Below are 15,357 nucleotides of genomic sequence, written 5' to 3' on the forward strand. Positions count from 1 at the left end.
AAAGAGTCACAATATAAACGGAGCAGCTTCTCAATTGATTCAATATTGATGAAGCTGCTTTTTTATTACGCCAATATATGATTGTGATGCGAATAATATATGATGCCAATAATCGATACCCTTATCCTATAAATAACTATATCAATGCCCCTTCTCTTTCATAGACCAATTAAGAAGTTCTCTTCCTTAAAATATTTTGTCACACCAATATAAAAAATAACCATCTTCATAAAAAAATTCCCAAAAATAGATAACTAATCAGTCATATACTTTTGGGAATATTATGTTAGTAACTCTCACAATACCAACAATTCTAACAACTCGCTTTCAACTGATTCACCCTCAACGGCTCACCATAAGTTGTAGAACTCTCAATTTATGCTTTTTTACGCGGAATCTTGATAAAGAAGAGGACTAAGAGAACTGCTAACAACTCTAACGCGCCTACAAAGTAGAGTCCCGATGCGAGGCTATCTGTTTTTGTCTTTAAAAATCCAATCATATAGGGCGCAACAAAACCGGCAAGATTCCCAACTGAGTTAATCACCGCAATCGCAGCAGCAACAGCACCACCGACAAAGTAGAGAGAAGGTAGTGACCAAAAGACAGGAAAGGCCGCTAAAATACCGACTGAACCAATCACTAAACCGACCATTGCGGCTACCGCATTCCCCATAAAGAAGCCAGTTAAAATAAGACCGATACCGGCAAAGAGCGTTGCGATACAGGTATGATATTTGCGCTCATTACTCTTATCAGAACTTGCGCCCCACCAAACCATGGCAACGGTTCCAAATAGAAATGGAATTGCTGAGATAAGACCAATCACAAAGTTATTGCTAACCCCTAATGCCTGAACAATACTTGGCGACCAAAATGCAATAGTGGCATTTCCGGCAACAATACAGAAATAGATCGCACAACAGAGCCAGAGAACGGGCTCTTTAAAGATTGCTTTAATACTTCCCTCTTTCTCGACACTTTGATGATCTTTCGCAATATCTGCTACGATCGTATCCTGCTCCTCTTTTGTTAACCATTTCGCATCATGAGGACGATTAGGTAGATAGAGTAGAACAAAGATTCCAGCAATGACTGATGGAATACCCTCAATAATAAAGAGCCACTGCCAATTACTTAAACCGCCCACATCTCCCATAACACTCATAATAAAACCTGCTAATGGATTACCCACAACGCCGGCAATCGCAAAAGAGGTCATAAAGAGTCCATTAATCTTCGCTCTTCTTGCCATAGGGAACCAATAGGTGATGTAGAGAACTACCCCAGGGAAGAATCCTGCCTCAAAGACTCCTAATAGAAAGCGTAAAACATAGAACATCATTGGAGTTGTGACAAACATCATCGCCGCAGAAGTAATCCCCCACAAGATAGTAATTCTTGCAAGAGTCTTTTTCGCCCCAATTTTTTCTAGATAGATATTACTCGGTAACTCGAAGAGAAAATAACCGATAAAGAAGATCCCCGCCCCTAAACCATATACAGCCTCACTAAACTGTAGATCATCGAGCATGCTAATCTTTGCAAACCCCACATTCACTCGATTGAGCCATGCAAGTAGAAAGAGAAGGATTAAAAATGGGATTAAACGCATTGTAATTTTACGATAAGCACGATCTTTTATTATTGTTTGATCATGTAGCGTATCTTGATTTGCGAATGAGTGCATAGCATCATTCCTCCTATGGTTTATGACATCACATTGCTGTGACTGATAGAAATAAAAATAGAAAAAATAGCTGCTTATAAAACAGCTGATAAATTGCGACTCAGATCACAAGAAGTGATCTATGAGGTTAGGCTCAACCAATTGAACAAATTTAGTAAAATTGGTTGATTTAGGTAATTTAAATGCCTTAGAAAAATGGAGATAAATGGAGATAAAGGGGAAATTAAGTATCAACTAAGTAACTAAGTTGTTAGATAGTTAGGTAATTAGTTAATTAGTTAATTAGTTAACACTAAAATAACCTCGGCAATAATCTCTCTCCTATCAAATAGTTAAAGAGATGAACGGAGATATTTCTCAATACTTTTAGCAACCGCTAAAATATGGTGATCCTGATCTTTTAGACCCGAAATACTCAGACCTATTCCAGCGCCTAATGGAAGAGAGAGCGCACAACCATCGAGAAAATTGGTCACCGTTGTATTACGCAATACAATGCCATTTAAGCGAAAAAACTCTGCTTCATCCGCTAGATCCTCTACCTTAGGAGGCTGTACTGCGACCGTTGGCATTAACCAAGCATCAAAAAAGGTGAGTTTCTCTGCCGCAATTGCCTGTAATTCTGCTCGTTTTTTCAACACCTGTAGATAGTGAGATGCACTAATATCTCGTCCTCTCTCAATTCTTTGAGCTACCAAAGGATCATATTGATCACGCAGTTGATCAAAAAAGAGTTCGTGTTCACACCAGATCTCAGCAGCAGTCAATCCGCCACGACTATTAATATTAGGAATGTGTGATAATTCATAGAAATCTCGATAGATAATCGTTGCACCGGCACGCTCTAATTGAGCGAGTGTCTCTAAAAATCTTGCCTCAACTTCAGCATCTAACCCTTCCATCACATAATCTTTGGTGACAAAAAAGCGCATTTGTGAAAGGGGAATCTCCGGCACTTTATAGTCACTTTGCGATAAGACTTGATCCATCACAATCGCATCTTCTACAGAGCGTGTTATCGCCCCCACTGAGTCATAGCTATAAGAGAGTGGCACAACCCCTTCGGTCGAAATACGACTTGCTGTCGGCTTAAAACCAACAACATCACAAAAAGCCGCCGGAATACGCAATGAACCACCGGTATCTGATCCTAAGGCGGCAAAAACAGCATGAGAAGCGACACTGACTGCTCCTCCTGATGTTGATCCTCCCGCAATATAATCAGATCGCTCAGGATGAACCGGCGTACCATAGTGAGGGTTCACGCCTAAACCAGAAAAAGCAAACTCGCTCATATTTGTTCTACCAACGATAATCGCTCCAGCTCGTTTGATCGCATCAATCACCGGCGCATCTTTCTCGGCAGCGCCATTTTGGGTAAAGATGACCGATCCTGCAGGTGTGACTTCACCGGCAATATCCATCGAATCTTTAATGGAGATAGGTAACCCTAGAAGGGGAGCCCGATCACCAAGCATTAATCGCTGATCCGCGACCCGTGCCGCTTCCATCGCCTCTTGAGGATAGAGCTTTGTAAAAGCGAGTGCTCCCACTTCTCCCATCTCAGCAATTCTCTCAAAAGAGGCGCTGACTAGATCGACACTTGTAATCTCTCTTCTTTCTAGTTGTTCAGTCATTGCTGTGAGCGTGCTATTTAATATCTGAGTCATCGTGCTACTCCTACTCATCCACCGCTAAAAGAGCGACATCATATTGATGTTGTAATGTACGGTTTAATATTGGATCGAAAAGTTCAAGCTCAAAGCGTTCACCAAAGCCCAATTTCCCAATCACTGCTTGCGTTCCACAGAGGAGCGCTTCTCCCTCTTCTAAATCGGGAACACCTTTCCACTTCTCCATCAGCTCTAAAGGATGGAGCAAGGTTGTCACAGAACCTTCTTGATAGAGCTCTCTCTGACCATTTAAGGTTCGATAAGAGCGCATGATGAGTTGATCCCAATGATCCGCCACATCACAATAGCGCCAGACAGTTTGGCTCAAAGGCTTCATACACATCTGCTTTGAAACGGTAATATCATAAGCTTCCACCTTTCTATCTGTATGATCAGAACCGACGGTAAGATAGAGCTCCCCACCTGTTTTGAAAAAAAGAACTTCCACCTCGCCTGATGAATCTGCTCTAGGTAGCGCAATTTGAGTTGCCGTTGTCAAAAGTAGTGGCTCTAATTCATAAAAACAGGGCGTCTTCTTAGGAGGTGCAATCCCCATCTCCGCTAACTCATCGATATGCTCTTGAATCGCTTTCTGATCTCTTCCGGCCCAGCCACCTACCATAAATCGGGTCGGGGTGAAATTAAGAGGCATGCGCCCTTCTGGTAAATGCACTTCTAGGGCTAATTGTTCCTGTTTCATCTCTATCTCCTCTTGTTAGATTGCTCTTATTAGATTGTTATTCCTCGATTTTTCTCAAGGTTTTGTTCGCTTTTCGATTCTTCTTACTCTGCTATTCCGCATTACTCCGCTGTTACGCAGATTTCTATTGCATATGCGGTAATATGCGCTACAGTTCTTTTAATTCTTTTCGCTCTTAAATCGTTGCCACAATATTTTTCCTAAAGTTCTCTACATGACGAATCATGGCAGATTCCGCTAACAGAGTATCGCGCTGAGCAATCGCTTCAACGATCTCTAGATGCTCTTCATAGGCACGTGTCATCTGCTCTTTAGCTGAAAGTGAGAGGAACCAGAAACGAGCTTGACGCTCATGCAATCCGCTTAAAATATCGGAGAGAACCCGATTTCGAGATGCCGCGGTAATCGCATTGTGAAAGCGTAAATCGATCTTCATTAACGCTGTCAGATCACGATTCTCAATCGCTTTTGGCGTCTCCGATAAAATCTCCCGCATCGCCTCAATCTCGGAGGCTTGCGCTCTCTCTGTAGCTAAGCGAACAGCCATACATTCATTAACAAGTCGAACCTCTATCATCTCGATCACTTCATTGAGGGAGAGCTGGCTCACCATCACCCCTTTTCGCGGATAGATATCGACTAACCCTTCTACCGCCAAACGATGTAATGCCTGATTAATAGGGGATCGTCCCAAGGAGAGCTCATCTTGCAGATAAGATTCATTTAAAAACTCTCCTGGAGCAAATTCACAGGTCAAAATTCGCTGCTTAATCTCTTGATAAGCCTGCTCCCTAAGAGGAATTCTTCGTTTATTATTATTCATTCCCACCTCCTTTATCGCGCTTGATACTCAACTAAAAAACGTGTGATATATCACTGATAGATTTAAAATTAAGCTATCCCGATCAATAATGCAACTAGTAATGCAAGAAAATTTATGGGGATAGCTAATTTTGCTTCTTCTGTTTCTGGTCTGTTTCTGATCTGTTATTGAGAGCGCTTCATTGAAAATGAAAACCTATCACTTCTTCATCATCTTCGCTAAATCAGCAAAAGGATTATGGGTTGCAACCGTACTCTTACCATCACTATTAGCCGTGCCATATTGATGAGCCTCCTCTAATCGCTGATGCTCATTATCATGACAATAGAGGCAGAGAAGCTCCCAATTGCTTCCATCTGCCGGGTTATTATCATGATTATGATCTTTATGATGAACGGTCAACTCTCGTAAATTGCGATGATCAAATTCTCGCTGACAGCGCCCACAGATCCAAGGATAGAGCTTTAGCGCCTGCTCTCGATAGCCTTGCTCTCGTAATCGCCTCTTTTGGTGAGTTTCTGCAATAATCTGATCTAAACGTGATTTTGGTTGATTCATCCTCTCCCTCCAAACTTCAAGCTTCAAGCTTCAAGCTTCAATAAATACTATAAGTAAAAACTATAAGTAGAAATATCCATATCCATATCGATACTCATATCAATATCAATAGAAATCATCATAACATCAATCAATCGTACGTAGCTCAAAGCGAATATTGTGATAATGACCTTGATCATCTTGCACGGTTAAACGATAAGATCCTGGTGCCATATTGGGTAGATCGAGAAAAGGGCTCTCTAATAATTGACCATTTAGATACCAATAAAAAGGACCATTCCCGCTTGCTGAGAGAGGAAGGCGCTGATTACTTTGGAAAATAATACTCTCATCAACTAATGTGGCAATACTCAATCTTTGTCGTGACCGCATTTCATTGCTATCTCTCTTTGCTCTCGTATTAACTTCTGATTGCTCTTCCCCTCCCACTAAATGCGGCATCAGCTGAGAATGACGGCCAATTGCCGGCTTATTAGTGATCTCTTTTAACACACTATGTTGTAAAAGAGAGGGCCAACCTGAATGGGGAGATTCCCCCGGCGCATCATAGAGAGTACCGGGAATTTTTCCGGCAATAGTATCGATCGAAAATTGTTGCAAACACTCACCCTCCGCAACAATTGCTTGGGATCTTCCTGAAGGCCAACAGATCACAGCAGATTCTATTCCCGCCGGCTTTACGATCTCTCTTTTCGATAGAGGGAGGAGTTGGAAAAGATCAAAGAGTAGAGGGACAGCACTATCACTCGCCATCATACCAACATTGGGCATACCATCGGGTCGACCGATCCAAACACCAATACTCCAATCTGCCGTCACACCCAAGGCCCAAGCATCACGATGACCGTAACTCGTGCCACTCTTCCACGCAATCCTTTGATGATTTAAGCGTCCCTGAGGTGCAACACCCCTTAACGCCTTGATAACAAGCCAGCTTGCCTCAGGTGAAAGAAGTGCGGCCCCTTCCACTACAGACTCTCTATCATCGACCGCTCTCAACTCAGCTTCTCTAAGCCTCTTCGCTCCCTCCATTTCTTCTTTTATCCCCTTTATCCCCTTTACCCACCGAAGCGGATAGATCTTCCCTTCTGTAGCTAAACTACTATAGAGCCGCACTTGCTCTTCTAAGGAGATCCCAACGCCTCCCAAAATAAGGCTCAAAGTAGGGGTATCACTATAGAGCAAGATCCCGGCATCTCGCACGCTCTTAACAAAATAGAGCGGTGTTAATTGTCGAAAAACCTGGACAATCGGAACATTCAAAGAGAGCTGTAATGCTCGATAAGCAGGAATTCGCCCTCGAAAACGTCTATCAAAATTTTGTGGCTCATAACCATCGAAAGAGCGTGGCACATCACTTAAGAGACTCCCCTCATGAATAATCCCGTAATCGAGTGCTAAACCGTAAGCAAAGGGCTTAAGTGTAGATCCTGGGGAACGAATCGCCGGCACCATATCCACAAATCCCGCGCGCTCTTGATCAAAGAGATCGAGAGATCCGACATAGGTCACCACTTCATGGGTACGATTATCGACAATCAATACGGCAATTGAGAGGCGATCTGAAAGATTTTTAGCACGCTTAAGAAGATAGGCTTCCACCTCTTTTTGTAATCGATAATCGATAGTTGTCTCAATACGTTCAGCTTGCGGATATTGCCGGCGCAGACGCTCTGCTAATAGGGGCGCATGGAAAGGGGATGAGCTTGGCTGATAACGAATAGGATCTTGTATCGCTTTTAGATAACTCTCCTCATCGATCTCCTGAAAGTTATAGAGCCGTTTCAGCACCTTATTACGCGCCATCTCAGCAGCTTGAAGAGAGCGATCAGGTCGATAGATAGAGGGTCTTTGTGGCAGTGCAACTAGCAAGGCACTTTCAGAGAGATTGAGCGCAATAGCCGGCTTAGAGAAGTATCGCTCTGCAGCTGCGGCAACACCCTCAATATTTCCCCCCATCGGCGCTAAATTAAGATAGAGCGTTAAGATCTCTGCTTTAGAGTAGTTGAGTTCTAACTGTAGAGCGCGAAAGATCTGTGTCATCTTCCCCATAATGGTTCGAGGATGAGGATAGAGAAGTCGCGCAACCTGCATCGTTAAGGTAGAACTACCGGAGATAATCTCACCATGAGTCACCCATTGTCCCAATGCACGCAAGCTTGCCAATGGATTGAGACCAAAATGGTAGTAGAAGTAGCGATCTTCATAGGCTAACAGTGTTGAGAGATAGGTGGGAGAGACCTCATCGAGTGTCACCCAATGGCGTAAACGTCCCTCTTGATCGGTAAATTGCCGTAAAAGCTCACCATCAGCGGCAACAACTGTCGTTGAGATCATCACATTGGGAGTTTGTAGCGGAAAGAGAGAGTTAAGTCCTATAAAGAGAGCGGATAAAAGAAGAGATAAAGCGATCAATATCATCGCTATAGAGCGCAATAATCGGTATAAAAATCGGCGCTGATTCGCTCTTTTCGGGGGTACTTTTAGTGAGCTTCCCAATTTATTTATCTGATCACATCTGCGCTTCACATAAGCATCCTCATTACTAAGTCTGATTCCTAGAATTGATCCTATCAAATATTCTATCGAGCGTTTCTATCGAGTATTCTATCGAACTTTCGAGGAAGAGCGCTAGAAGAGAAAAATAAAAAGATGAAAAGCGAAAAAGAGAAGAATCTCCTGTTTGAACAAAAAAGCCACAAAACCTGCTCTTTTTTGGCATAATTGAGGGGTATATCCCACCGAGCATCCCAATAGAGAGGAAGAGAGCAATGATGAGAAGATATCAGAAAAGAGGTCCTATTATGGATTCTAACGACTCCCTAAGGAGATCTCGGACAAGACTCCTCCCGCCTCTGTTGTTGCTCTTCTCTCTCCTATTCTCACTACTTCTTAGCACCATGCCCGCATCAGCACAGGTTGAATCGATCAATGCTGCCAAGATCGATGGAAAAGAGACACTATCGATCTTCTTTGAAACGCCTCAAACATTCTCTCCCGAACTTCTCCAGAAACAATTTACCGTTAAACGCTTCAATAATGAGGAAGAGCGCTATGTGATCGATCATGAAGGTCAATGGCAGTTAAGCAAAGATGGTTATCGACTCTCCTATTTTCCTATCAACAGTGGGAGTTATGAGGTCTCCACTCAGCTATTTCACCATGAAGCGGAAAAGTCACAACGCACAGCAGAGATCTATATCGGACAACCGAGTCAACAAGTTAAGATTATAGGACGCGGTCCGGTGCTTCCTCTTGAAAATGGTGTACTGCCAATCGAGATGATCGGCACCGACCAAGTGGATCTTGAGTTTTATAAAATCGATAATCTCCCTTCACTCTTAGAAGAGTACTATATCGGCAATGATATTAGCAGTTGGAGCTTTTCGCAGCTAAGCCGTGAGATCACGCCTGAGGCGATCTTCCGCTATAGAGCACCTCAAGGAGCGCAAACAGAACGTTATCATCGTATTCCTCTCCCTGAAGAGATCACTTCCGGGGCATATCTGATTACTGTCAATCCTGCCGGAGAGATCTATAAAACTATTGATGCTCGCATTATCTTTTTGACCGATATTGGCTTACAAGCACGCCTCTATCCTGAAAAGAGCCTTATTATTGCCAACCAATTCTCAAATGGTGCGCCGATTCAAGAGGGAGCGCTAGAGGTTTGGCGTAACCAGAAAGGGAAATTGATAAAAAAGCGTCATCTTTGCCAATTTGAGGCGGGACTTTGTGAAATTTCTGAACGTTTAAAGAGTCAAGATGTCGTGGTTGTTCGAAGTGGCAAGGATCTTTCGTTACTTCCCCTCAAAGAGATTGCGCTCGATCTTAATGAGTACGCCATCACCGGGGAGCCGAGCCGAAATGAGATTGCTTACCTCTATAGCAATCGCACCCTCTATCGTCCCGGTGAAAGCGCGACAATCAATCTCTTAATGCGAAACTATGACGGTCGCCCACTACCGGAGCAGCCCATAACACTCTCGCTGATTGCGCCTGATGGTAAAAAGTATCGGGATTTTCATCTCGATAAGGGGATTGAAGGCTTCTATCAAGAAGAGATTAAACTTCCGGCAAGTGGTAAATTGGGTTTATGGCAACTTGAGGCACGTACCGATCTTGCAAGTGAGCAACCCTTAGGAACCCTAAAACTCTATATGGAAGAGTTTTTGCCCGAACGCATGGCATTAACTCTACTCTCTACCCAAAAACCTTATCAGTATCAAGAGAGCGCAACAGTAAAAATCGATAGCCACTATCTCTTTGGCGCACCCGCCGCAGGAAATCGCTTCCATCTAGAGAACCAACTCTCTATCGCGCGAACACCCTTTATCGATAAGCCCGATTGGTATGTGGGGCTGATTGACTTTCCTTATGATCGCTTCCCTTCTGATTATGCGATCGAAGGGGTTTTAGATGAAAATGGAAGAAGTATCGTTGAACTTCAACTCCCTAACCATGAAGAGCACAATGGAGAAAATAATGGTGAGGATAAGATCCAGGCGCCCTTCTCCGGCATCTTAAATATTACAAGTCATGTCTCAATTCTCGATGGCTCCCTTCTTGGAATTACGCGAGAGATTGAGCATCAATTTTGGCCCGATCAGGAGATTCCTATTATTCGTCCCCTCTTTAGAGAGAAAGATCTTGGTTATGGTGATACTGCCCAATTTGAACTCTTTAGTGCAGATAGTAAAGGTGAGATAGTTCCGAGCCAGTTACTTTTAACCTTAAAATATCAAGATCCTTCCTGTATCTGGATCTATAGCACTGCCCGTGGTTGGGATTGTCAATATAGTAGTCGCTATCAGATTGTTGAGCAGAAGATGATCGATGCCGATAGCATCGCCGATTATGAAGTGACGCCCAATAGTTGGGGTGAATATCTCCTCGAGGTAAAAGATCCTCAATCGGGACTCATATCACAATACCACTTTAGTGGGCGCTGGGAAGAATCTAATAGCGGGCAATTGCCGGCGATCAAACCTCAGCATCTCAACATCACCACATCAGCACCTTTCTTATCCCCCAATCAGGAGGTTGAAGTTACGATTGATGCCCCTTTAGCAGGTCATTTAACACTACTAATAGAGGGCGATTCTCCGCTCTATCATGAAAATTTAGAGGTCAATGCCGGCAGAACAAGCTTCACACTTCCGGCAGATCTTCCTTGGGATCGACACAATCTCTATCTATCAGCATTACTTCTCTCCCGTAATAGTGAGGGAGAATTCGTTCGCTCCTTTGGCGTTATCCCCTTAAAAGTGAATCAATCCCAGCGTGAGGTGAGGCCTCTTCTCGAACTTCCTGCAATCACCCAACCGAATCAGCCCCTCACCATCACAGTGATGCTTCCCGATAATCTCTCTCAAACGGAGCAAGAGAGCCCTTTCTATGCAACAATCTCCATCACTGATAGCGGTATTCTCAATATAATGCCGCAAAAACCTCTCTCGCTCTTTGATGCCTTTTTCGGCCAACGCCGTTATAGTGCAACTATTATCGACTACTATAGTCGCCTCTTTAAACGAGGAGAAGGATCACTCCTTAACCCTCAATTTGGAGGGGATGGACTTGTTGTCGAAGAGGAGAACACTCTTGCGCTTAACCTCACCGAGATGCCGACGGTCTCCCTCTCCTCCCCCCTGCTCTCCTTTAAAGAAGGGAGAGCGAGCTGGCAAGTTGAACTACCCGATTTTAATGGGGAAGCGATCGTTGCCGTTAAGCTCTTTAATGACGCTCAAGTAGGAGAAGCAGAGAAGGACCTCATCATTCGTGCGCCCATTATTGCAGAGCTTCTCCCACCCCCTTTTATCCGTGTTGGAGATAAGAGCGCTTTAGCTTTAACCTTAGTCAATATGGCAGAAGAGAACGATTTTTCAGTCGAGGCTCAACAATCACTTGACCAACAATCTCAAGCATTATCTGAAAAGATCAGCGAGAGAGATATTCCCGTCACCATCACCCTCAAAAGTGATCAACTTCAAACACGCTATGCCGATGCTAACGCAAAAGAGGATGAATTCATCGATGAGTTCATCATTTGGCAAAAAGAGATTCAGCTTCCCTATCAAGAAAAGCAGTTTGAACTTATCCCAATCATGCTCCCCCAACAACCTGAAGCGGGAATGCCGGCAACACTCACATTAACCCTTGATAGCCCGATCTATCAGGCAACACGCTATTACACTATCGGAACACTCCCTAAAACAGTGGAGACAACACAATATCTCCGGCAATACCTTGCTAAAGGGGAGAGTCTTGATCTAGAGCATTGGCGTAAACAATATGAACCAGGCGATAAGAGTCACTTATCAATCTCTAAAAATCCCACCATTGATCCAAGTCTTTATGCACTTGATCTCTTTAACTACCCTTATGCTTGTAGTGAACAGCTCACAAGTAAGACCTTTCCTTGGCTCTTTCAGAGCCCGGCACTCAATCGTGTCAAGAGGGTCTTTTATAATGAAGATCTTATGATGGTGCACATTGAAGATGGAGATGAGGATAGAGATGGAGATGAATCTATTAGCGATAAAAGCGCAAGAGAGAAGATAAGATCTCTTTCAATAGATCACTTCTCAACATGGGAGAGATCCTTTATTGAGGATCACTTAGCACAACTCTTAGCAAGACAGCAGATCGATGGGGGCTTTCCCCTCTGGAATAGTGGCCCGAGCTTTCTGCCGGCAACTGCCTATGTCACCGATCTTTTAGCAACCGCAAAGCGAGAGCACTACACAATCGTCACGCAAGAGGCTTTAGATGCCGCTTACCGCTATCTCCAAAAAGGACTCAATCAGACTCAAGCAGAATTTAATCTCTACGGCCTTGAGATCTCTGATTATGCCGAATGGCTAACGCGAGAGTCTTTAGCATCGATCAGTTATGCCAGTTGGCTTCTAGCAGATGGAGGAAAGATCTATCTTGCCGATCTTCTCTTTCTACCACAATTAGAATCTCGCTTAACGCCACTGGCAACGAGCTACTTAGGTGCTGCCTTAATGGTTTTAGGGGATACTAAAGGAGGGTTGTCCCTCTTTGCAACCCTTCCAGGCAAGATTGAGCAGAATGCACAATATTATGGATACTATCAATCCTCGATCTCAGAATTAGCACTGATGATTGATCTTCTCAATCGCCTGACAGATCGCGGATATCCTATCGCTGTTGAGTTGAAAAATGAGCTTTTTGTAAAGTTAAATCAACGTCTAGCTGAGCAAAAATATTTCTCCACACAAGATCGTTATGCGCTCATTCGCTTAGGGAGTGATGCACACAGAGAATCTGAGTCCCTCCCCCTAATCATCGATGGTCAAAGAGCGATACTGACAAGTGATCAACCCTTAATAGCAGATGAGATTGAATCCATTGAGGCGACTGAACCCCTTTTCATTCAATATGTGATTAAAGGGCAACCTAAAGAGCAATTTACTGTCACACAATTTAAGATGCAGTATCATAACTCCCTCACTGCGCAGCGAGAAGAGATATTCCAGGTTGGCCAGCAGATCGAAGTTACTATTGAGATCACACCAGAAGTCGATCTTCCCAATGCGCTCTTAACAGCTTATATTCCTGGTGGCTTTAAGCTTGTTAATCCGCAATTTATGACAAAAAATAGCGCAGAGATCGATCTCATGGCATCAGAGAATATCTCATGGGATCATCAATCTCTACTCCATGAAGAGTATCGTCTTGATCGTTATATCGCTTCTCTTGCCATAAATACTGGCGAAAAAGTGATCTTCCGCTATCTATTAGAAGCTGCTGTTCCCGGCGAGTATCAGATGCCGATCACCATCATTGAAGATATGTACCTTCCTGAGAGACGCAATGTTATGGGAGCAGAAGGAAAAATCATTATAAAATAGATCTAGTGAATAGATCCTAGAGTAGACCTAAAGAATATTTAGAGAATATTTAGATTAGAGAATTTTTAGAAAAATTAAGGAATATTGAAAAAGCAATATGAGTTCATTTCAAACCTACCTTGTCGGCGGGGCCGTTCGGGACAAACTTTTAGGACACCCATACCATGAGCATGATTGGGTAGTTGTCGGTGCAACGCCTGAAATAATGAGCGATGCCGGCTATATTTTAGTGGGAAAAGATTTCCCTGTCTTTCTTCATCCAGAGAGCAAAGAGGAGTATGCACTTGCTCGCTCTGAACGAAAAGTTGCAAAAGGTTATCAAGGTTTTGCAATCTCGGCAGACCCTTCTATTACATTAGAAGAAGATCTCCTGCGACGTGATCTCACCATCAATGCCATAGCAGAAGATAGTGAGGGAAATCTTATTGATCCTTATGGTGGATTACAAGATTTAGAGGCACGTATATTGCGGCATGTGAGCCCCGCCTTTGTTGAAGATCCTGTAAGGGTCTTGCGACTCGCTCGCTTCTATGCTCGTTATGCACAATATGGCTTTACCATTGCCGATGAGACTAAAGCTCTTATTCGAACAATGATTCACTCTGGAGAGCTGGAAGCTCTCACCGCCGAGCGCGTCTTTCAAGAGCTAATCAAGGCACTTGGAGAAGCAACTCCCCATCAATTTTTTAACGCTTTACGGGAGGTGGATGCATTAGAGATCCTCTTTCCAGAGGTTGAAGCGCTCTTTGGCGTTCCGCAAACAGCAAAATATCATCCTGAAATCGATTCGGGCGTTCATACATTAATGGCGCTTGAGGTTTCAACCCAAATCACCGATGATCTTCCAACCCGCTTCTCTATTCTCTGCCACGATTTTGGTAAAGCGATCACGCCGCCAGAAGAGTGGCCGAGTCACAAACTGCATGAAATTCGCGGTGTCCCCATCGTGACGCAATTTTGTGATCGTCTTAAAGTACCTAAAGAGTTTCGAGATATCGCCTTAAAAGTGACAGAATATCACCTTCTAATGCATCAAGCGTTCAGCCTTAAGCCTAAGACGATTCTTAAGCTCCTTAAAAAGCTCGATGCTATTCGTAAACCCCAAAATCTAACGCGTTTTGTTGATGCCTGTATGGCCGATGCAAGAGGTCGTCTCCATTTCACTGAACGGGAATATCCCCAAAGAGAGTATCTCCTAACTTTAAGAGATGCCTTGCAAGAGATCGACCTCAAACCGCTTATTACCGATGCTGATCGTAAAGAGATTCCCAATATCATTGAGCGAGCACAAATTAAGAAACTGCAGGAAACGATTAAAAATTACTCAAATATTTGACGCTAGAAAAATAATAGCCTATGATACATTTCTTTCTTGGAAAGCAAGAATAAAAATTTCGGGGCATAGCGCAGTCTGGTAGCGCATCTGGTTTGGGACCAGAGGGTCGGGGGTTCGAATCCCTCTGCCCCGACCAATTTTTAATCTGATTCAAATGCGGCCCTAAAGTGCTTTAAGCGCTCGTAGCTCATCTGGATAGAGCATCGGCCTTCTAAGCCGAGGGTAGCAGGTTCGAGTCCTGCCGAGCGCGCCATTAAGCAAGAGGCGTGCATTAGAGCCAAGAAAGAATACGGTAAATCATCTATGGTGGGCGTAGCTCAGTTGGTAGAGCCCCGGATTGTGATTCCGGTTGTCGCGGGTTCAAGTCCCGTCGTTCACCCCAATTTACCTTATTTAATAGATTCTCCCAAAGGATCTAACACAATTTAAGTTCGGGGCATAGCGCAGTCTGGTAGCGCATCTGGTTTGGGACCAGAGGGTCGGGGGTTCGAATCCCTCTGCCCCGACCATTTAAATTACATCTATTAAATCACTTATATATATTAAATTAAATATTAAATTAAGGATGAGTGATAAAGTATAAAACTCATCAAAACGCGGCGTCCATCAGGACGTTTTTTTTCGTCTCCAGAAAATACTCCGCCAAAATATTTCTCCTAATATTACAATGAGTCATTTAAGATTTAAGATCTATCAAAAT

General features: G+C 43.5%; 8 protein-coding genes and 4 tRNA genes. 6 read left to right on the forward strand and 6 right to left on the reverse strand.

The genetic code is table 11. From position 1 onward, the window contains the following. Positions 1-376: 376 nt before the first annotated feature. The 6 genes from DC082_RS07235 to pbpC all read right to left on the reverse strand — a co-directional run bounded on the left by DC082_RS07235 (position 377) and on the right by pbpC (position 7,865). Entirely contained in the window at positions 377-1,690 is a 1,314-nt protein-coding gene (locus tag DC082_RS07235) for an MFS transporter (RefSeq protein ID WP_094567920.1), read from the reverse strand. Positions 1,691-2,022: 332 nt separating this feature from the next. Further along, positions 2,023-3,360 carry an amidase gene (locus tag DC082_RS07240; RefSeq protein ID WP_109236398.1) on the reverse strand — a complete coding sequence of 446 codons (1,338 nt, stop codon included), beginning with the start codon at positions 3,358-3,360 and terminating at the stop codon, positions 2,023-2,025. 10 nt (positions 3,361-3,370) lie between these two features. Then, the gene (locus tag DC082_RS07245) at positions 3,371-4,063 is read right to left on the reverse strand and encodes a DUF2848 domain-containing protein (RefSeq protein WP_229821639.1); all 693 of its coding nucleotides are present in this window, start codon (positions 4,061-4,063) and stop codon (positions 3,371-3,373) included. Positions 4,064-4,238: 175 nt separating this feature from the next. Continuing rightward, entirely contained in the window at positions 4,239-4,886 is a 648-nt protein-coding gene (locus tag DC082_RS07250; protein ID WP_109236399.1) for a GntR family transcriptional regulator, read from the reverse strand. A 198-nt stretch (positions 4,887-5,084) separates the two neighbouring features. Further along, positions 5,085-5,444, reverse strand: a complete 360-nt coding sequence (locus DC082_RS07255) for a YajD family HNH nuclease (protein WP_109236400.1) — start codon at positions 5,442-5,444, stop codon at positions 5,085-5,087. Positions 5,445-5,570: 126 nt separating this feature from the next. Beyond that, a complete protein-coding gene (pbpC, locus tag DC082_RS07260) occupies positions 5,571-7,865 on the reverse strand; it encodes a penicillin-binding protein 1C (RefSeq protein WP_123059928.1) in 2,295 nt (764 codons plus the stop codon). A gap of 350 nt (positions 7,866-8,215) precedes the next feature. On the opposite strand from pbpC, the gene DC082_RS07265 reads away from it, so the two are divergent. The 6 genes from DC082_RS07265 (at position 8,216) to DC082_RS07290 (ending at position 15,166) form a co-directional block, all read left to right on the forward strand. Next, positions 8,216-13,321 carry an alpha-2-macroglobulin family protein gene (locus DC082_RS07265; protein ID WP_109236402.1) on the forward strand — a complete coding sequence of 1,702 codons (5,106 nt, stop codon included), beginning with the start codon at positions 8,216-8,218 and terminating at the stop codon, positions 13,319-13,321. A 97-nt stretch (positions 13,322-13,418) separates the two neighbouring features. Then, complete coding sequence (locus tag DC082_RS07270; RefSeq protein ID WP_109236403.1) at positions 13,419-14,657, forward strand: multifunctional CCA addition/repair protein; 1,239 nt, start codon at positions 13,419-13,421, stop codon at positions 14,655-14,657. Between the two features lie 59 nt (positions 14,658-14,716). Beyond that, positions 14,717-14,793, forward strand: a tRNA-Pro gene (locus DC082_RS07275). A 40-nt stretch (positions 14,794-14,833) separates the two neighbouring features. Continuing rightward, positions 14,834-14,910, forward strand: a tRNA-Arg gene (locus DC082_RS07280). Positions 14,911-14,963: 53 nt separating this feature from the next. After that, positions 14,964-15,039 (forward strand) — tRNA-His (locus tag DC082_RS07285). A 50-nt stretch (positions 15,040-15,089) separates the two neighbouring features. Continuing rightward, positions 15,090-15,166, forward strand: a tRNA-Pro gene (locus DC082_RS07290). Positions 15,167-15,357 lie beyond the last annotated feature (191 nt).

The organism is Ignatzschineria indica (genome assembly GCF_003121925.1).
Classification (GTDB): Bacteria; Pseudomonadota; Gammaproteobacteria; order Cardiobacteriales; family Wohlfahrtiimonadaceae; genus Ignatzschineria; species Ignatzschineria indica.

Coding starts and splice junctions, on each gene's coding strand:
- DC082_RS07240 (WP_109236398.1), bottom strand. CDS start 3,360: ATGACTCAGATATTAAATAGCACGCTCACAGCAATGACTGAACAACTA.
- DC082_RS07235 (WP_094567920.1), bottom strand. CDS start 1,690: ATGCACTCATTCGCAAATCAAGATACGCTACATGATCAAACAATAATA.
- DC082_RS07270 (WP_109236403.1), top strand. CDS start 13,419: ATGAGTTCATTTCAAACCTACCTTGTCGGCGGGGCCGTTCGGGACAAA.
- DC082_RS07265 (WP_109236402.1), top strand. CDS start 8,216: ATGATGAGAAGATATCAGAAAAGAGGTCCTATTATGGATTCTAACGAC.
- pbpC (WP_123059928.1), bottom strand. CDS start 7,865: ATGATATTGATCGCTTTATCTCTTCTTTTATCCGCTCTCTTTATAGGA.
- DC082_RS07255 (WP_109236400.1), bottom strand. CDS start 5,444: ATGAATCAACCAAAATCACGTTTAGATCAGATTATTGCAGAAACTCAC.
- DC082_RS07245 (WP_229821639.1), bottom strand. CDS start 4,063: ATGAAACAGGAACAATTAGCCCTAGAAGTGCATTTACCAGAAGGGCGC.
- DC082_RS07250 (WP_109236399.1), bottom strand. CDS start 4,886: ATGAATAATAATAAACGAAGAATTCCTCTTAGGGAGCAGGCTTATCAA.